Source organism: Paucilactobacillus vaccinostercus DSM 20634, from assembly GCF_001436295.1.
GTDB classification, from domain to species: domain Bacteria; phylum Bacillota; class Bacilli; order Lactobacillales; family Lactobacillaceae; genus Paucilactobacillus; species Paucilactobacillus vaccinostercus.
On record NZ_AYYY01000036.1, the window covers coordinates 1 to 18,729 of the forward strand.

Sequence of the window (18,729 nt, forward strand, 5' to 3'; positions counted from 1 at the left end):
CCTGCTTGCAGGCAATCGCTGTATCTAAGCAATTTGTGGTCGTTGCACCGTTAGGTGCGGTTCTCACAAGCTTCCGATTTTAGTCGGGAGTGGTTGACTCTTAGATTTTGGTCAATTATTTTAGTAGAACTACTGCAGGTACTAGAACTTTGATGTAAAATAAAAACATTAATATAATTATTTGAGGTGCATTATGGTTGTGGGGTATTTGCTGGTACTAGCGTTACTGGCACTATTATTTTTAATTTTAATTTTTCGACACTATCGTCGAAGCGTGACGCAAGGACGCCCAGAACCACTGGGATTTATCCGGATAGTTGTTAACTGGGCGCTATTGTTGGTTCTGGTCGGTAGTTTGGGGTCTGCGGGATATCTGGTGCTCAAGGGAAACCACAGTAGCAGTGCGGATCAAAAACAAGACAAGGCGGTTTCATCGTCGTCAGTGGTGTCGTCTAGTTCGGCAAGCACACCGAAAAAATTAGCGGCTTTAGGGGTTACGTATAGCCCAGAAGAGCCGACATTGACTGGCAACAGCGTGAAGGTCAAATTCAAGGTTTCACCACAGTCGAGCCTATTAATTCAAGGCCATTATTCTGGCAAGACCTTTAAAACCTTCAAGGCCAAGAGTGGTCGATCAACCGAACATTTTTCGTATAAGTTCAAGACCGCGGGGACTTATGATTTGGTTGCTAAACGGGATGGCAAAACGGTAACTAAGGAAATTACCATCAAGGATAATGATGCTTCAAGTAGCTCGTCATCATCCGTTGTTGCTAGTTCATCATCAAGTAGTGCCGTCGTTTCAAGTAGCAGTACCAGCACAGTACAACGGAGTTCATCATCGACGTCAACGGGCACCACGAGTCGGACAACCACGGGTACCGGCACCACAGCGTCACGCCGGAGCACGTATACTGGTAATACAGGGTCAACGCAACACTACCATACAACTAGTGGTGCGAGTGACTCTGGCGCAAGTTCTTATAATACAACTAATACAACGCTCAATTCGTCGACCGGAACAGGAACCGGTGAATATGGTGAAAATGAAACTGCCCGATAAAACTAAGGATTTCTTAAGTCCGTGCACATTCCGGGCTTTTTTGTTTGGTTTGCGATTATAATTGAGACAGTATGACGCGCGAACTGCGCACGTAAGGAGAGGTTCTCACTATGAAAATCTTAGTTGTTGACGACGATAAAGAAATCGTTCAATTATTAGAAATCTACGTTAAAAATGAAGGCTACGAACCAATCGCTGCCTATGATGGTAAAGAAGCCATCACCAAACTTAATACGAATCCGGATATCGCACTCATTATTTTGGATGTCATGATGCCCGAAATGGATGGGATTGAGGTTGTGAAGGAAGTGCGGAAGGATTCGCAGATTCCAATCCTGATCCTCTCGGCTAAGACAACCGACATGGACAAGATTCAGGGGCTGATCACGGGGGCGGACGATTACGTGACGAAGCCGTTTAACCCGCTGGAAGTCATGGCACGGGTGAAATCCCTGTTGCGGCGGAGCCAAAACGATGTGACGAATGATCGGCCAGATGTATTGGAAATTGGACCGTTAACGATCAATAAGGATTCCCATGAGGTGAAGACGATCAAGGGGGATGAAATTCAATTGACCGCGCTGGAATTCGGGATCTTATACCTCTTGGCCAGTCATCCGAACCGGGTCTTTTCAGCGGATGATATTTTTGAACGGGTTTGGCAACAGGAAAGCATAGTATCGGCCAAGACCGTAATGGTGCATGTTAGCCACTTGCGGGATAAGATCGAAGAAGCAACCGGCGGCGAAAAGGTGATCGAAACCGTCTGGGGTGTCGGCTATAAGATCGATAAATAGGCTGGCCTGGCGAGTTTTCGGTTAGACGTATCAAAATGGTGTTTTGCCAACAAAACAACGGAGTCATCAAACGTGGTCATTACGTTTGGTGACTTTTTATGCGACTACGAAAAAAAGCGTCCTGTTTTCCGCCAGGACGCTCCATCGAACATGTTATTCAAGCTGATTGTTTTTTTGATACTGGCCACTGGACCTATATCTCATCGTGATAGTACCATATTCGTTGAAATAAGCCAACAGAAACGGTGAGGGCGGTGCGGAAAAACGAGAAATTTAATGAAGTTCTAAGCATCAGATCTGAGTAACCTATGTTATTCTAGATGGGGTATCACTAGGTAGTAGAAAACTGGTCATCAGAGATATCGCGTTGCCCACCCAGCTGCGAGCCAATAATGTCGTAAAAGGCCGTCGTGACGTATTTACGGCGACTATGGTCGACGAGGAGATAACACGTGAAATTAACAGCACGAGAAAAAAGTTCATTAATTTTTGAAGGATTTATAACGGTCATTTTATTGGGCCTGTTGAACCTGTCATTAGTCGTGATCGTCGAAGATACGATTCGCAGTAATCCAGGCTTGGAAAACGGCATTTTTATTATTAAGAAATCGCTCATTATCGGGCCCTACCATACTCAAATTTGGAGTTATCAACGGTGGATGATCGCCTTTATGTTACTAATTGATATTTTGGTGGTCTACTGGCGCCTGATTCGACGCTATCATCAGTATCAGTTGCACCACATCATCGCCGAGCTCCACTACATTGCTCAGGGCCACTTTGATCATCGGATCCCGTTTAATTTGAAGGGGGATCAGCAAAACATTGTCACCAGTGTGAACGCCCTCGTCGATAGCACGATTCAGTCGATGAACGATGAGCGCCAGATTGAACAAAGTAAGGACGAGTTGATCACTAATGTCAGTCATGATTTGCGCACGCCGTTGACGTCGATCATCGGCTATCTGGGGCTGATTGAAGACAAGCAGTATCACAGTGAAGAAGACTTGCTCAAGTACACGCATACCGCGTATGAGAAGGCCAAACAGATGAAATCGTTGGTCGATGACCTGTTTGAATACACGAAGGTGCGGCAAACTGGCACACCGGTCAATATTATGAACGTTAATCTTGATCAGATGCTCGAACAGTTGGCGGCCAGCTTTGAACTGGAAGGCAGTCATAAGCATATTGCGATTACGGCGGACACGAAGCCGGCCAATCTGATGATTGAAGCTGATGCCGAGAAGTTAGGACGAGTATTTAGTAACTTGGTCGCTAACGGGCTAAAGTATGGCGCGGAGGCGTCCTACATTCATATCAAAGCGCGTGAGGTCAACCATGACGTTGAGGTGACGATCAGTAACGATGGCGCCCAGATTCCAGAAAAATCGCTATCCCACTTATTCGAACGCTTTTATCGGGTGGAAGAATCACGCTCTAAGGCGACTGGCGGCACCGGACTGGGACTGGCAATCGTGCAGAGTATTGTTGAATTGCACCATGGGACGGTGCGAGTGACGTCCGATGAGCAAGAAACGTGCTTCATTGTGACCCTCCCACGACAGTACCAAAGCAAGACAAAGGGGCGGTCCGGTCCCCAAGCATCAGCTTAGTGGCATAAGAGAACAATCAATCAAAAATGCAGAGGGAAGCAAAATGATGAAAAAATTAAAGCAACTAATGATTAGCTTTTTATTGGCCGTATTGACCTTGAACCTGGGACTATTTGGGTTTAGCGAAAATGCCAAAGCAGCGTCGACCATCGATGCCAGCGCCGCAATGGTTGTGGATGCGAAAACGGGTCAGGTGATCTACCAGCAGAATGGATCACAGAAATTAGCGATTGCCTCAATTACGAAACTGTTAACGGTATCTGTAATTATCAACGAAATTAATCAGCATCAGTTGAGCTGGAATTCAAAGGTTAAGATCAGTAAGGCCGTAGCCAAGATGTCGAAAGATTCCGATTTTTCGAACGTTGAACTGGATCAAAATCAGACCTACACGGTTAAACAATTGGTTCATGCAACCTTGATTAAGTCGGCCGATGCAGCGGCATTTGCCCTGTCGACAACCAATGGTGACACCGTGGCCAGCTTCAACAAGAAGATGAAGACCGAAGCCAAGAAGATGGGTATTAAGGACGCTGAAATTTATAACGCGACTGGTTTGAGTAACGGCGACCTCGGTTCATTGCGGCTCAAGAATGTCAGCAAGAAGGCCGAAAACAAGATGTCGGCCAACGACCTGGCCAAAATGTCGCAGTACATCATTAACCACTACCCAGAAATTTTGCAAATTACCAAGACCAAGAGTGAAACCTTTAAAACCAACGCCACCAAGTCTGAAACAATTGATAATCTGAATGAGATGCTGCCTGGTGATACAAACGCCCCCACCAAGGTCACGATGGACGGTCTTAAGACTGGTTCTTCAGATGCAGCGGGAAATTCGTTCGTGGGAACGGGAACTTACCAAAATAATCGATTCATTACCGTTGTTTTGCACGCTAACGGGACGAATGGAACGGATACGCGTTTCTCAGAAACGATTCAACTGCTGGAACTCGTATACACCAACTACAATCAGGTGACGATTAAGAAGGGCGACCAAATTGACGGACTCGATACGATTAGTGTTCCCGCTGGTAAGGCAACAACAGTGGCCCTTCGAGCTGCTAATGATACGACCGTTTGGTTACCTAAGAATGCGAAATTGAGTGATTTGAAACATGCAGTTGTCTTGAAGTCGTCAATGAAGGACGCGAACGATGCGTTGCAGGCCCCAGTGAAGGCGGGACAAACGGTCGGAACCGCACAGTTGACGGGTGACAATGTGGCGTCGTTAGCCGGCAACCATATTGACGTTGCGCTAGCAGCCCAGTCAAGCGTCGCCAAAGCTAACATCTTTGTCCGCGCCGCACGTAAAGTGGCTAGTTTCTTTACTGCGGGTGTTGTGATGTCGGGCCACGGTATTCAGTGGTCCATGACGGCATTAAACCGGTTAGTGAATGGCTAGCAAGGAAGTCATCCCGGTCATAAAATCACTTGGAACCGCTCCATCCACCCACTGTGGTATGGTAAAATAAAATCACGGTATTCAATTACTGAAAAACATGCTAAAATGGTTTCGTGTTGTGTGAAACGTTGTAACATAAAAATGTCATTTCATGTAAGTCGTACCGGCCCCTGATTTTGCGGGGATGATGTACGATTAATGTAAGTCGCAGATAGTTTCATTGGGGGAACATTCTTGAAACAAAAAGAGCCTAACTGGCTGATGGTGTTGAAAACGTCAATGCCATTGTGTCTCAGTTATATTCCGATTGGGCTGGCGTGTGGGATTCTATTACACGCGGCAGGCTTCAATTTCATCATGACATTGCTCGTCTCCATCGTGGTTTTCTCGGGTGGCGCGCAATTTCTGATCGCTTCTATGTTAACCATCAACGCCCCGATCCTTTCGATCGTGGTTACGTTGTTTTTCCTTGAGTTACGGTATGCGTTACTGGGATCGAGTATGTCACGCTACCTCAAGGGTGAGTCACAACGATTTATCTGGCTGTTTTCAGTTTCACTAAATGATGAAAACTATGCCATCAACTATTTAAAATTTGCCACGGATAAAAACTGGCAACCACGTCAAGCTCTGATGGTGGAGCACTATTCATTACTATCATGGTCATTGGCTAACTTAGTTGGGAGTCTGATTGGTAGTGCGTTAACGATTGATTTGGAAATCGTGGATTTTGCGCTAACGGCCTTGTTCTTATACATGATCGTCATGCAGATTCGGAATCGGTTAACGTTTTTGATTAGTGCCTTGTCACTGGTCTTATCGGTATTCTTCCTAGTTTTAACGAAGAGTACGATTGGACTCATCATCTCAACCTTGCTGGCATCGTTTGTTGGATTTATGCTCGAAGCACACGTCCGCAAGCACTACAAGCATATTTCGCAACACTGGCTGTTTGGAAAAATTAAGGGGCCAGCGTTAACACGGAAAACGGTTGAGGATAAAGATAATGACTCATAGCGGAGGCTCAAATGGAAACTGTGTGGACTAATCTTCCTGTGCTTGCGGGCACGGTAGTGAATAAGATGGATTCGATGGATCATTTGTTGTTGATTCTGCTGGCAGCAATCGCAGCATTTATTCCACGGTATATCCCAATGTTATTTTTCTCAACCCGTGAGATTCCGGATTGGTTTAATGAGTGGATGAAGTATGTGCCGGTTAGTTTGTTTACGGCGCTGGTTGCAAAGGGAATTTTCGTTTCAAGTAGTTATGGATTTAGCGGCCTCGGGCACGTCAACTACATCATTGCCGGTCTGGTCGTGATTGTCGTGACTTATATGACGCGCTCGATGGCGCTGTCCGTGATTGCTGGTTTAGCAGCGGTTTTTGTGGTCACGATCTTCCTGTAGCGACATTCAAATAAAAAAATAAAGGCTAGTCCGTTGATGGACTGGCCTTTTTGTGTATGATCAAAATAAAAAAGAAGGGCCACTAGCGGGGACTAGGGGAGCCTTCACGTACCTGGTTGCTTATGGAAAGTCATACAAATCGGTACAAACCAATATTACATTAATTCAATAGGGGTTGCAAGATTAAAACGTAGTCAACCACCATTTATCGGTGTTATAATGGCAACAGAAAAATGCCCAACTCTTAGTTGGACTTTTTCAATGCCGTAAAGCACTACCGATTAGAATGATGACTGATCATCGTGACTGAAAAAGATATCAATCGGCATATACAGGTTATCATGGAGCGCTTGAATTTCAGATTGTCGCCAATCTGAATGACCGTTAATTTTGGCACTCACCGTTGCAACATCGATGCCTAACAGATCAGAAATCTGTGCTCGACGGATATGGTGTGCCGCGATCCATCCGCGTACTTGGGATGGCGCCATATTTTCGTTTGAATGCTCCATGCGAATTCCTCCCCTTTAACATCCCACTTCTGGGACTACGTATGTTTAATATAGCTCATCGATCAAATATTTTCAATACATACGTTAGAAAAACGCCATGACCATTGTAAAATGGCAACGTATTCATGCATAATAGAGAATGTCATGGAGGTGACGGTAGATGGAAAGTAAGTTGGGTGCGACAATTAGGCAACGACGTCACGCTCTGGGATTGACGGTGGGGGAACTTGCAGCAGAACTGGATAAGCGCTATTATCAAGCTCCGTCTAAGTCGTCCATTAGTCGATATGAGGTGGGTACAAAGCAAGTCGGGTTACCGGCGTTGATGATTCTCAGTGATTTTTTGGCAATTAATTTGGATGAGGTTAGAAAATACGATATTAGTAAATTAAAAAAATAAAAATCGGGGCACCTTGCTTATAAGAAGGTGTCCCGATTTGCATCTTTAGAAATAAAATAAAACAAGCATCGCTGTTGTGGCAATGCCTGTTCGAATAGTTATTTGGTTTCTTCGTACATATAATCGCGAGTAATTGGTAGAACCCGACCGGAAGGCCCCTTAGTCATCAAGAACTGGATGACATCAATATTGCCAGACTGGAAGGATGCCGCGCAAGCTTGTAGATAAAGATCCCACATGCGTGAAAAACGTTCGCCCATCATATCATCGACTTGGTCACGAACAGCATTGAAGTTTTGATTCCAAAGTTCCAATGTCCGTTGGTAGTGGCGGCGAAGAGGTTCCATGTCAAAGATCTGCATGTTATTTTCAACGACGTGGCCGATAATTTCGGTTAAGCCGGGAACGTAACCACCGGGGAAGATGTACTTGTTGATCCAACCATTATAGGCCCCACCCTGTTGTCGGGTGATTCCGTGGATCAAGGCGACCCCATCATCAGTTAGGTAACGGTTAACGTCCTTAAAGTATACGCCGAGATTTTCTTCACCCACGTGTTCGAACATGCCGACAGAGGTGATGTAGTCCCATTGCTTGTTGCCGAGTTCACGGTAGTCTTCAAGCCGGACTTCCGCAACATCTTGTAGGCCCTTTTCTTCGATCCGTTGTTGAACGAGGTGGAATTGTTCCTCACTCAGAGTGACACCGGTCACTTTAAGACCGTATTTCTCAGCGGCGGTTAGCATTAGCGTGCCCCAGCCACAGCCGATATCAAGCAGTCGTTTTCCGGGTTGCGGATTCAACTTCTTGAGGATGTGATCGACTTTATCGAGTTGGGCCTGTTTCAAATCGTCACGGTTGCCGTGTTCGAAGTAGGCACATGAGTAGGTCAATGTATCGTCGAGCCACAGATTGTAAAAATCATTGCCGATGTCATAGTGGTCTTGAACATCGGATTTACTACTCTTTTCGGAGTGGTTTTGCTTAGGTAAGAATTTAATGAATTTGGAATCGCGGAAGAAACTGTCTGCACTTTCGTAGGCAGATTCGATGAGGGCTTGGATACTGCCATCGATATCAATTTTTCCATCCATGTAAGCTTCGCCTAAAGCGATTGAAGCGTTACGGGTAATTTCCTTGATCGGAATCGCCTCGTGGAAAGTAATCGTCACTTGAGGTTCACCATCGCCATAGGTATCGGTAGAACCATCCCAGTAGTTAACTTTAACGGGGATTGTGAAGCTTTTGCTTAGAAATGTTTTGAAAAAAGTTTTTTCGAGCATGTGAAAAATCCCTTATCCTTTCATATAAATTAACGTTGGTCATTATACTCCTAACTGACTTTTAGTGCTAAACAATACGACTCAATTCTTAATAATCGAACGAAAGATCGGGAAATAAGCACCATGTAAGCGGATGAGTGGGTTTCGATTATTAAGTAAAACGGGTGCCGTTTATGGGCTGATTTTAAGAAACGTGCTAGATGAGTAGCAAAAAAACCGCTACCCGTCATTTTGACAGATAACGATTCAATTAGATGTCGATCCTATGTACGTGAGCATAGTCCACGTGTTCGCGCCTAACATCAGAAGATTCTTTGCTTTGCTCGAATGTCGTGTTGCCACGACCAGAACGTTCATTGCTCTGGAGCAACTGCCCAATAAGTCCGCTAAGGCTAGAACTACAAATCAGTGGCTAACTGATGTGTGCTTACCGGCCGTTGTTCCATCGAAAAGTAAGCGATTACATTCGTCTCACAAGATCATTATACGAAAGTTAACCCAAATTGAGAAGCCTAAATTTACATTTAGTTGGTAAGAACTGTCTAATATTGTGACACTACCATGCTATAATCAAACTAGCAGAATAATTAATGGGGGGATTGGATGACAGCTGCATGGCATCGCTTTATTACAAATGTCAAATTACGACGGTTTACAGTACTCATTCTCGTCGTGTTTGTCTTATGGTTAGCACGCTCAATGATGAGCACCGTTTTGCTAACGTTTATTTTTACTTTTTTGGTTACCCATATGGTGCGGTTAATTCGACGGTATGTGAAGATACCAAGCATCTTAATCGTGTTGGTGACTTATGCGCTAGTGTTGTGTGCACTGTATTTCGGAATTACGAATTACTTGCCGAAACTCATTGAGCAAATTGTGAAGATGACGGATTCGGTCATGCATTTTTATCAGTCGCAAGATACGAACGAATTGATGAAGTACGTGACGAACTACATTAGTAAGTCGAGCATCGTGGAACAGGTTAAAAATGGCATGGGGATGGTGTTGGAATATATCACCAGTATTTGGTCGATGGCCATTACCTTCTTCATGTCAATGGTCCTGAGTTTCTTCTACACGATTGAGTTGGACCAAATGAATGAGTTTTCGAATCGGTTCTTGGATAGTGAATTCGGTTGGTTCTTCCAGGATATCTCCTACTTTGGTCACAAGTTCGTGAATACCTTTGGGGTTGTGTTGGAAGCACAATTTTTCATTGCCATCTGCAACACGGCCATTACGACGGTGATCTTAGCATTTATGAAAATGCCCCAGATTTTAGCGCTCTCGATCATGATTTTTCTCCTGAGTTTAGTGCCAGTGGCCGGTGTGATTGTATCATGCGTCCCGTTATCGATGATTGCGTATTCGGTTGGCGGTATTCGCTATGTCGTGTACATTCTCATCATGATCGTCGTGGTCCATGCGATCGAAACCTATGTGCTTAACCCGCAATTCATGTCGAGCCGCACCGAACTACCAGTTTTCTATACGTTTGTTGTGCTGTTGCTGGCGGACCATCTGTTTGGTACGTGGGGCCTGATTGTCGGGGTACCGATCTTCACGTTCTTATTAGATATTTTAGGGGTGAAGTCGATTCGTAAACATAAGGGGCACCACCGATCGAAAAAGCCAACGATGTAATTTGATAAAAAGACTTTCGATTTTGAGTGTTTCAGAGTAAAATGTAAAGAGATTATATTAATAGAAAGAAAGAGGTCACTAATCACATGGCAAAACTTGTATTGATCCGTCACGGACAAAGTGAATGGAACTTATCTAACCAATTTACTGGTTGGGTTGACGTTGATTTGAGCGAAGAAGGAGTTAAGCAAGCTAAGAATGCCGGTAAGGCAATCAAGGAAGCTGGCTTGGAATTTGATTACGCCTACACTTCAGTTTTGAAGCGTGCCATCAAGACTTTGCACTATGCTTTGGAAGAATCAGACCAAATGTGGATTCCAGAAACCAAATCATGGCGCTTGAACGAACGTCACTACGGCGCTTTGCAAGGCCAAAACAAGGCCGAAGCTGCTAAGAAGTGGGGCGACGAACAAGTTCATATCTGGCGTCGTTCATACGACGTATTGCCTCCATTGCTGGATGCCAGTGACGAAGGTTCAGCTGCTAACGATCGTCGTTACGCTGACTTAGACCCACGCCAAATTCCTGGTGGTGAAAACCTTAAAGTGACTCTCGAACGTGTAATGCCTTTATGGGAAGATGAAATTGCGCCTAAATTGTTAGACGGCAAGAACATCATCATCGCTGCCCACGGTAACTCATTACGTGCCTTGAGCAAGTACATCGAACAGATCTCTGATGAAGACATCATGGGTCTTGAAATGGCTACTGGTCAACCAGTTGTCTACGACTTTGATGAAAAACTTAATGTTCTTTCAAAAGAAAAATACTAAGATTCAGAATATCTGAATCTAAAAACGGGTATCCGCAGTTGCGGATGCCCGTTTTTGATATAAAATCAACAAAATAAGCTGTAGTGGTGGGGTACAGAGGTATTGCTTTTGAAACATATGGCTATGTAAAAATAAGTTGCAATAAGTTAAAATAATCTGATGAAGATATCATGGGTCTTGAAATGGCTACTGGTCAGCCAGTTGTTTACGACTTCGATGAAAAACTTAATGTCCTTTCAAAAGAAAAATACTAAGATTTAGAGTATCTGAATCTATGAGTTATTAAACAATTATTTGGTGGAACATTAGAATGACGATAAAGTGCGAAGGCCATTGAAGCTGTTGCAAAACTTGTTCAGGCACAAAAAGAACCGTCCTTTTTGATGAAAAATTTAGTGCATTTTCAAAGAATGCAAAGAAATTCTATCTTAGCTAACGCTCACTTCGGTGAGTGTTTTCTTTATTCTTATGTTGACGCGGTGTCACTTTACTGTATAATAAGCATTATTGAAATAGTGACACGATGTCACTAAAGGAGAGATTAAAATGGTTTTAGCAACTTTCAATCATATTACGACAGAGAAACAAGCTCGCGTCCGTGATGCGCTACTAACTGAGTTTAGTCGTCATTCACTGGCGGAAGCACAAGTGGCCCGAATTGTGACGGATGCTGGGATTGCCCGAGGAGCATTTTATAAGTATTTTTCTGATTTACAAGATGCTTACGAATATGTTTTTGGATATGTCATGCAGCAGATTCATGAATCAATGCCAGAAACACCGAATCGTAGTAACCAAGATGCATATGTTGCGGCAATTCGTCACTTTGTCAGTCGCGTCGATCAACAAGGATTTCGAAGGATTGTCGAAATGCATTATCGCCATAATGAAGGAATTGTTGGATCACAAGCCACTCAGTTAGTAGGGGGCGATGATGGCCCGAAGAAATGGGCGATGACGGTTTTATATCATCAAACAGTCCGCGATGTCATTCTGGATCCTGACACGATAGATGCCAGGTTAGCCCAACTCAAAGGTGCTTTGGGATAGTTAATGAAAGGATAAACAGATGTTTTTAGCCTTAAAAGAAATTAAAAAGGAAAAATTGCGTTCAGGATTGATTATCGCCATGATCGTTTTGATCAGTTACTTGATTTTTATTTTAACGAGTTTGGCATTAGGCCTTGCGCGTCAGAATACAGACGCCATTAATTCGTGGCATGTCGACCAGGTCACGCTCAACTCTAGTGCAAATACCGATATGCGACAATCTTTCCTAACCGCAGAACAGGTTGGGAAACTAACCAAAAAAGAAGCTTTAATTGGGGAAACGTCCGTTGTTGCGAAGGCGGCTGGTCATAAGCAATTATCTGCTGTCTTTATTGGGCTGGACGATACGCAATTTGTTGCAAAAAATCTCGTCCTTGAAAGCGGCCATCAAGTTAAGCAGGCGCATCAAATTGTTGTAGACGATTCGCTTAAGCTAGAAGGATACAAGCTCGGAAGCCGAATTAAGTTGAATGACAGTCAGACGCGGTACACAATTGTCGGATTCACTAAGAACGCCAAGATGAATATTGCACCGGTTGTGTATGGACAGTTGACAACTTGGCAAACATTACGCGGATTAACAAATGGACCGGTCGCGAGTGCGATTGTTTCTCAAAATATGCATTATAAAACGACCAAGCAGGGGACTAAAACCTACAGTACGGCCAAAGTGATCGAAAAGCTGCCTGGTTACCAAGCGCAGACAACGACGTTTGTGATGATGATTGCCTTTTTAATGGTGATTTCTTTAATTATTATTGCCGTCTTTCTGTATATTTTGACCATGCAAAAACTGCCTAACTATGCCGTTCTTCGAGTACAAGGAATTCCAAGCAGGGTCCTTGTCGGCGCGACTGTGAGTCAGTCGGTTTTATTAGTTGTGAGTGGTCTGGTTTTCGGCACAATTTTGACGATTATTACGGCGTTGGTCATTCCACCGGCCATTCCAATGGCGTTTGATATTCCGGTATTAAGTGCGGTCGGTGCTGGTTTATTGGTAATGGCGTTGATTGGGGGCTTAATTCCAATTAAGAGTGTTTTAAATGTGGATCCTGTGAGTGTGATTGGAGGGTAATCGATGAGTTCATTTTCTGTAAAAAACGTCAATCAAATCTTTGGCACTGGGACTGCCAAAGTACATGTCTTACATGACGTTAACTTTGAGGCGGAGCCGGGGACACTCAGTTTAATTATGGGGCCGTCGGGATCGGGCAAAAGCACGTTTCTGACAATTGCCGGAGGCTTATTAACACCAACAAGTGGCGAAGTGACGGTGAATGGTGAAACATATACTGACCGAACTAAGAAGCAACGTGATGCGTTACGCTTGGATTCAATCGGATTTGTGTTACAGACGTACCATTTACTACCCTACTTAACGGTTGCAGATCAGTTTAAATTAGTGGATAAGGTCAAGCCCAATGGCAACTTATCGAAGGCAGAACTGGATGATGTGCTCGAAACGCTGGGAATTGAGCAGTTAATTAATAAGTATCCGGGAGAATTATCCGGCGGACAACAGCAACGGGTGGCGATTGCACGGGCACTTTATCCCAATCCTGCCATTATTCTTGCGGATGAGCCGACCGCGGCACTTGATGGTTCCCGAGTTAAAGTCGTGGGTGAACTACTTAAAAGTCTAGCGGTTAAACATCATAAAGCGGTGGTTGTCGTGACGCACGATGCACGATTGATAGAAGCAGCAGATCATCTGTACGAAATGCAGGATGGCTATTTAACTAAAAAGTAGAAGAAAATGTTGATTAGGATGGGAACTGAAGCAACATAACTGATAGGTGTCGGTTTAAAATTGAATTTTTAGCTAAAAAAGCAGTAACGTTTCGAAGTTATCTTCGAAGTTACTGCTTTTTATGTCAGTGCCAAAATAAGACCTTGCAAAGTGAGTATTTTAGAATAGCCGTGTATCAAGCAGCTACCACTGACATTGTGTAAGTTGGTGTAAACGAGTTGACCTCATGCATAAGGTACGTTGTCATTTACAAGTTTAATTATAGCGAAAATAATTGACTATGTTTTGTATAAAAGTTATCTTTCTTGTAAGAATTCATTTTAATTAGAATGCGGTGAAATCAATGGAACTTCAGTACGATTATCTCGACTCAATTGAGCTACCATTTGCACACCTAATGCAAACGAATCAAACTACTAGGCTAATTTGCAAGCATAGTATGATAAGTGACGATGGGTATTTGTCCTTAAACGCACGGTGTTCAACAAAACAAATGATTCAGGCGTTTAAATACGGTAATGATATGTATACTTTGTGTCTGGCAACTGATGATGGAAACTATTTTGTGGGTCCAGTGGTATTAATTTATGGGCCCTATTTTGAGTCACGGGGTTTCAAAGATGTCTATCACTTTGCAAATATTCATCGAATCGAACGGGAGCGGCTGGTCAAGCAGATGAATATTTTAACACGGTTACTGCAGTGTCATGTAACCACTCAAATGATTGGTTTGGCATTGGATAACCCAGTCATTCTTCAACTGCCAGTGTCCGATTCATTCGGAATCAGTACCAATAACGAACAAACCCATACGCATTATTACTACGAAGAGGCGCTCTCAAATGCCATTGAGACAGGAAATGACACGGTCATTCATGAGACTTTAATGAAGCTTATCAATTCGGGGCAGACGGGTCATCTGTCCGATGAAGGTAAGCTACGAAACGTGAAAAACTTTGGCATTATTCTGGTGTCTGTACTGATTCGGACGGCGATTCGGAGTGGCGTAGATTACGAGCATGCATTTGATTTAAATGATCGGTACGTTAGAGAACTTGAGCGGCTGAAGACTCCTGATGAAATTGTCAAAGTGATTGAAATTGAATTAAGGGATTTAACCCGGCGTGTGTCTCGGATGAATTTGACCGCGGTCTCAATCCCAGTTCGCCAAGCAATAAAATTAATTTTGAAAGCACCGAATAATAATATTTCAGTTCGTACCATTGGTGACCAGCTTAACCTTAACTGCAAGTACCTTTCAAATCGGTTCAAAGTTGAAATGGGACTTTAAATTAGCAATTATAAGTTACTCATCAGGATTAATAAGGCGCTACCGTTGGTCATGACAACTGATGTCTCCCTGCTTGAAATTGTAAATTTACTGGGATTTACAGATCAGGCGCATTTCACACGAGTTTTTAGTCGTTTTGTGGGGATGTTACCAAGCAAAGTTAGAAAAAATCCACAATTAGCTAAAGATTGGCAACTGGGAAAATTCATTAAACAAAAATCATGACCGATGAGTGTTAAAAGAGAAAATTACTAGTGAAGATGAATATTCATTGATGGAGGTGTCGTTTATGCCACAAATTTATTTTTTATGCACGGGAAACTCGTGCCGCAGTCAAATGGCCGAGGGGTTTGCGAAGACCATTTTAGGTTCGGAATGGCAAATTGCCAGTGCCGGCGTCGAGACTCATGGGTTGAATCCGAAGGCGGTAGCGGTGATGGCAGAAAAGCAGATTGATATTTCTCAAAATCAGTCAAAATTAGTTGATCCAGAATATTTACAAAACTGCGATATTGTCGTCACGCTTTGCGGGGATGCTAGAGATCGGTGCCCAGTGGTGCCCACCCGAGTTAAAAAGATTCATTGGCCATTACCAGATCCCGCCACGGCCACGGGATCAGATGAAGAAGTCATGGCCGTTTTTCGGCAGGTCCGCGATGAAATTGAGCAGCGCATTTTAACCTTAAATCAAAAATGTGAATATGGTGCTTGAACACACGGGTCATGTTGCACACGTTAAGAAACATTGGGGCAATAACTAGGCAAAATTAAGTTAATTGAGTGATGATCAAAACCAGCGGCTCGTGGTATTTTTTTACCACCTTATCAGTGCTGACGATGCTAAGTTAGTACAAGATGATGTAATCAATAGTTTGTTTTGCGACTAAATCGCGATTTATCAGAAACATCACCACTAACTCAGCTATTGTTGCAAAGACCCAAGCAATTAAACACTTCAATTTTCCTGATAGACATATCTGTTCTAGCTAAACGGATATGCTCAAGGTATCGGGGATGGTTGATACTGTGTCATTCTAAACTGTGACAGTTGTTTAGCAGTTGAGAGACAGCAGGTAATCAAACCCGAAAATTGAAGAAGCGGGTGAGATAATGATCGGAGGTTATAGTTTTGCGGCTGTACTGGTCTTAGGGTTACGGTACGGTTTAGTTAAATATTACCGGTTTGAGGTGCCGGACACACGGCAGTGGTTCTGTGATATCACCAATGCGATCGAAGTCTCCATTGTGATTACGATTGGGTGGCATTTAAGCATAACAGCTCCTTTTTACGCGATGTGTCGAAACGTATTAACATTTCCCATTGGATTACTGATGTTGGGGAGCTGGATTAAAGCGTTTCGTCACTAAAAAAGAATGGTAATGTGACAAGTAATTCATTCGTTTTATTTGAAATTTATTATCAAGTGTATAATAATTAATATATAGTAAAACGTTTTCTAACGGCTTCTAGGAAAGTACGCCACGGCTGGCAATTGGTTTACGGTACGGTTGTCCTATTGGAAACCGAGATCATCTTACACCGCACACGCACCCAATCGAGGAGGGCTACCACATGAAAAGATATGAGAAGATTTTAGTTGGAATTGATGGTTCGGAACAGTCTAAGAACGCATTGTATCGCGCAATTGACCTAGCGCAGGCGCTTGACGCATCCCTGCTACTAGTAACGGTCGTCGATAATCCAGCTATTTCAATGGCAACCGCGGGCAACTATGTTATGCCACCACAATTAAATGACGATCTCATTAAACAGGCTAAAGGTGTAATGGCGAAGTATACGACCATTGCGCAGCAAGCCGGTGTTCAATTTGAAGATCGGGTCCTAATGGGTGACCATAAAACACAGATGGCCAATGACATCCCCGAAAAAGAAAATGCTGACGCGATTGTCATCGGTGCAACCGGGCTGACAAGGGTGGAACGAGTGTTCATTGGATCAACGGCCAGTTACATTATGAATAATGCTAAATGTGATGTAATTATTGTTCGATAATAGTACTGCCAATCAGCGGCCAATTAGATGAGTTGGTCGCTGATTTTATGTTGCGATCGTCAAGGTGCAGTCAGCCATCCGTCAAAAAGGGTATTAATTGACGAATGGAGAAAAAAAACAATAGAATGATGAAGTAGCAAGTTCCATGTATCTGTTTCTGAGAGGGTGTCACAAAACAGGAGGAAAAGATCAATGGCTTATCAAACTATCAATCCGTATACGAACCAAGTTGTAAAAGAATATCCTAACGCAACGGCAGAAGAAATTGAGGTAGCACTGGCGGCCGCCAATGACTTATATCATCAGTGGAAACGTGAGGATTTAGCGACGCGCCAGGCACAACTGCATGAAATTGCGACGCTGATGCGTCAAAACCGAGATGAACTCGCTAAGACGATGACGCAAGATATGGGGAAACTGTTGCGTGAAGCGCAGGGAGAAGTTGAACTGTGTGCGATGATCGCGGATTATTTTGCGGATCACAGTGCAGAGTTGCTACAACCCCAGACACTTGAAACAACGGCCACCGGACATGCGCAAATTAAAAAGCATGCGACGGGCGTTTTGATGATGGTTGAGCCATGGAACTTTCCGTATTACCAAATTATGCGTGTTTTTGCGCCGAACTTTATGGTTGGCAACCCCATGCTACTCAAGCATGCGGCCATTACGCCGGGGTCTGCGTTAGCCTTCGAGCAAATCGTGAAACAATCTTCGGCGCCAAATGCTAGTTTGACGAATTTGTTTTTGAGCTATGATCAAGTGTCCGACGTGATTGCGGATCCCCGAATCCAAGGAGTGGCCCTGACCGGCTCTGAACGTGGGGGTCGAAACGTGGCGCGAGAAGCCGGTGTCAATTTGAAAAAGAATACGATGGAATTGGGCGGCACGGATGCGTTCATCGTATTAGATGATACGGACCTAGAAGACGTGGCAGATATTGCTTGGCGGACACGCCTGTATAATGCTGGTCAAGTTTGTACGTCTTCCAAACGTTTTATTGTGGCGGACAACCTGTACGATGCCTTTTTAGAGCGACTACGTGATAAATTTGCCGCAGTTAAACCTGGTGATCCAATGGATCCACAAACCACGTTGGCACCATTGAACTCGAAAAAAGCCAAAGAAAAGTTACAACAACAGGTTAATGCGGCGATTGAACACGGTGCGACCGTTTATTATGGGAACGAGCCGATTGATTTACCGGGTCAGTTTTTCCAACCGACAATCTTAACGGATATCCAACCGGATAATCCAGCGTACCACGAAGAGATGTTTGGTCCCGTTGCACAGGTCTACCGAGTTGAATCAGAACAAGCGGCGATTGATCTTGCGAATGATTCTGATCTCGGACTAGGAGGCATCGTGTTTAGCGGGGATCCCAAACGGGGTGAGCGTGTGGCCGCGCAAATTGAAACTGGAATGGTCTTTGTTAATAATTTCATGGTGTCGCTGCCAGAATTACCATTTGGTGGCGTGAAGAATTCCGGCTACTGTCGGGAAATGCATGAACTGGGATTAAATGCGTTTGTTAATGAACAGCTGATTGTAACGGCTGATCGCCCGAATATGGATAATTTGGCGGGGGGTCTGGTCGCTAGCGACCCCGAATCATAATTAATTGAATCATACTAATACAAGCCTCAACCGAAAGAAACACACTACGGCTATACTCCTTCTTGGGTAGACAAGCAAATAATTAAAGCTTGCCTTCCTAGG

Annotated in this window: 20 protein-coding genes and 1 pseudogene; 19 read left to right on the forward strand and 2 right to left on the reverse strand. The window is 43.8% G+C overall.

The genetic code is table 11. The annotated features are described in order from the left end of the window. Positions 1-193: 193 nt before the first annotated feature. The 6 genes from FC26_RS07755 to FC26_RS07780 all read left to right on the forward strand — a co-directional run bounded on the left by FC26_RS07755 (position 194) and on the right by FC26_RS07780 (position 6,290). On the forward strand, positions 194-1,063 hold the full coding sequence (locus tag FC26_RS07755) for a hypothetical protein (RefSeq protein WP_057779395.1): 870 nt from the start codon (positions 194-196) through the stop codon (positions 1,061-1,063). A gap of 110 nt (positions 1,064-1,173) precedes the next feature. Next, positions 1,174-1,860 carry a response regulator transcription factor CroR gene (gene croR / locus FC26_RS07760; protein WP_057779397.1) on the forward strand — a complete coding sequence of 229 codons (687 nt, stop codon included), beginning with the start codon at positions 1,174-1,176 and terminating at the stop codon, positions 1,858-1,860. Positions 1,861-2,312: 452 nt separating this feature from the next. Then, the gene (locus FC26_RS07765) at positions 2,313-3,476 is read left to right on the forward strand and encodes a sensor histidine kinase (protein ID WP_057779399.1); all 1,164 of its coding nucleotides are present in this window, start codon (positions 2,313-2,315) and stop codon (positions 3,474-3,476) included. A 43-nt stretch (positions 3,477-3,519) separates the two neighbouring features. Continuing rightward, positions 3,520-4,881 (forward strand): D-alanyl-D-alanine carboxypeptidase family protein, encoded by a 1,362-nt coding sequence (locus FC26_RS07770; protein WP_235809488.1) that lies wholly within the window; start codon positions 3,520-3,522, stop codon positions 4,879-4,881. A gap of 261 nt (positions 4,882-5,142) precedes the next feature. After that, positions 5,143-5,898 (forward strand): AzlC family ABC transporter permease, encoded by a 756-nt coding sequence (locus FC26_RS07775; RefSeq protein WP_057779430.1) that lies wholly within the window; start codon positions 5,143-5,145, stop codon positions 5,896-5,898. A gap of 65 nt (positions 5,899-5,963) precedes the next feature. Further along, positions 5,964-6,290 carry an AzlD domain-containing protein gene (locus tag FC26_RS07780; RefSeq protein ID WP_420835223.1) on the forward strand — a complete coding sequence of 109 codons (327 nt, stop codon included), beginning with the start codon at positions 5,964-5,966 and terminating at the stop codon, positions 6,288-6,290. Positions 6,291-6,571: 281 nt separating this feature from the next. Here FC26_RS07780 and FC26_RS07785 read toward each other — a convergent pair whose 3' ends face one another. Then, the gene (locus FC26_RS07785) at positions 6,572-6,802 is read right to left on the reverse strand and encodes a helix-turn-helix domain-containing protein (RefSeq protein WP_057779402.1); all 231 of its coding nucleotides are present in this window, start codon (positions 6,800-6,802) and stop codon (positions 6,572-6,574) included. 160 nt (positions 6,803-6,962) lie between these two features. On the opposite strand from FC26_RS07785, the gene FC26_RS07790 reads away from it, so the two are divergent. Then, positions 6,963-7,202 carry a helix-turn-helix domain-containing protein gene (locus FC26_RS07790; protein WP_057779405.1) on the forward strand — a complete coding sequence of 80 codons (240 nt, stop codon included), beginning with the start codon at positions 6,963-6,965 and terminating at the stop codon, positions 7,200-7,202. 98 nt (positions 7,203-7,300) lie between these two features. Here the strand turns inward: FC26_RS07790 and FC26_RS07795 are convergent, their stop codons facing one another. After that, positions 7,301-8,485, reverse strand: a complete 1,185-nt coding sequence (locus tag FC26_RS07795) for an SAM-dependent methyltransferase (protein ID WP_057779407.1) — start codon at positions 8,483-8,485, stop codon at positions 7,301-7,303. Between the two features lie 603 nt (positions 8,486-9,088). Here FC26_RS07795 and FC26_RS07800 point away from each other — a divergent pair. The 12 genes and pseudogenes from FC26_RS07800 to FC26_RS07850 all read left to right on the forward strand — a co-directional run bounded on the left by FC26_RS07800 (position 9,089) and on the right by FC26_RS07850 (position 18,627). Then, entirely contained in the window at positions 9,089-10,132 is a 1,044-nt protein-coding gene (locus tag FC26_RS07800) for an AI-2E family transporter (RefSeq protein WP_057779409.1), read from the forward strand. 86 nt (positions 10,133-10,218) lie between these two features. Beyond that, complete coding sequence (locus tag FC26_RS07805; protein WP_057779410.1) at positions 10,219-10,905, forward strand: 2,3-diphosphoglycerate-dependent phosphoglycerate mutase; 687 nt, start codon at positions 10,219-10,221, stop codon at positions 10,903-10,905. Positions 10,906-11,060: 155 nt separating this feature from the next. Beyond that, a pseudogene (gpmA, locus tag FC26_RS12515) lies at positions 11,061-11,159 on the forward strand (2,3-diphosphoglycerate-dependent phosphoglycerate mutase); the annotation flags it as partial. 292 nt (positions 11,160-11,451) lie between these two features. Beyond that, the gene (locus tag FC26_RS07810; RefSeq protein ID WP_057779412.1) at positions 11,452-11,955 is read left to right on the forward strand and encodes a TetR/AcrR family transcriptional regulator; all 504 of its coding nucleotides are present in this window, start codon (positions 11,452-11,454) and stop codon (positions 11,953-11,955) included. A gap of 19 nt (positions 11,956-11,974) precedes the next feature. Then, positions 11,975-13,030 (forward strand): ABC transporter permease, encoded by a 1,056-nt coding sequence (locus FC26_RS07815; protein ID WP_057779414.1) that lies wholly within the window; start codon positions 11,975-11,977, stop codon positions 13,028-13,030. A gap of 3 nt (positions 13,031-13,033) precedes the next feature. After that, positions 13,034-13,705: an ABC transporter ATP-binding protein gene (locus FC26_RS07820; protein WP_057779416.1), complete on the forward strand. Its 672-nt coding sequence runs from the start codon at positions 13,034-13,036 to the stop codon at positions 13,703-13,705. 343 nt (positions 13,706-14,048) lie between these two features. Beyond that, positions 14,049-14,996, forward strand: coding sequence for a hypothetical protein (locus FC26_RS07825; protein ID WP_057779418.1), 948 nt, complete (start codon positions 14,049-14,051; stop codon positions 14,994-14,996). 27 nt (positions 14,997-15,023) lie between these two features. After that, on the forward strand, positions 15,024-15,221 hold the full coding sequence (locus FC26_RS07830; RefSeq protein WP_268872658.1) for a helix-turn-helix domain-containing protein: 198 nt from the start codon (positions 15,024-15,026) through the stop codon (positions 15,219-15,221). 64 nt (positions 15,222-15,285) lie between these two features. After that, positions 15,286-15,708 carry an arsenate reductase (thioredoxin) gene (gene arsC, locus FC26_RS07835; RefSeq protein ID WP_057779422.1) on the forward strand — a complete coding sequence of 141 codons (423 nt, stop codon included), beginning with the start codon at positions 15,286-15,288 and terminating at the stop codon, positions 15,706-15,708. A 398-nt stretch (positions 15,709-16,106) separates the two neighbouring features. Then, the gene (locus tag FC26_RS07840) at positions 16,107-16,364 is read left to right on the forward strand and encodes a hypothetical protein (RefSeq protein ID WP_057779424.1); all 258 of its coding nucleotides are present in this window, start codon (positions 16,107-16,109) and stop codon (positions 16,362-16,364) included. Between the two features lie 205 nt (positions 16,365-16,569). Further along, entirely contained in the window at positions 16,570-17,010 is a 441-nt protein-coding gene (locus FC26_RS07845) for a universal stress protein (RefSeq protein WP_057779426.1), read from the forward strand. A gap of 192 nt (positions 17,011-17,202) precedes the next feature. After that, a complete protein-coding gene (locus FC26_RS07850; RefSeq protein ID WP_057779428.1) occupies positions 17,203-18,627 on the forward strand; it encodes an NAD-dependent succinate-semialdehyde dehydrogenase in 1,425 nt (474 codons plus the stop codon). Positions 18,628-18,729: the final 102 nt, after the last annotated feature.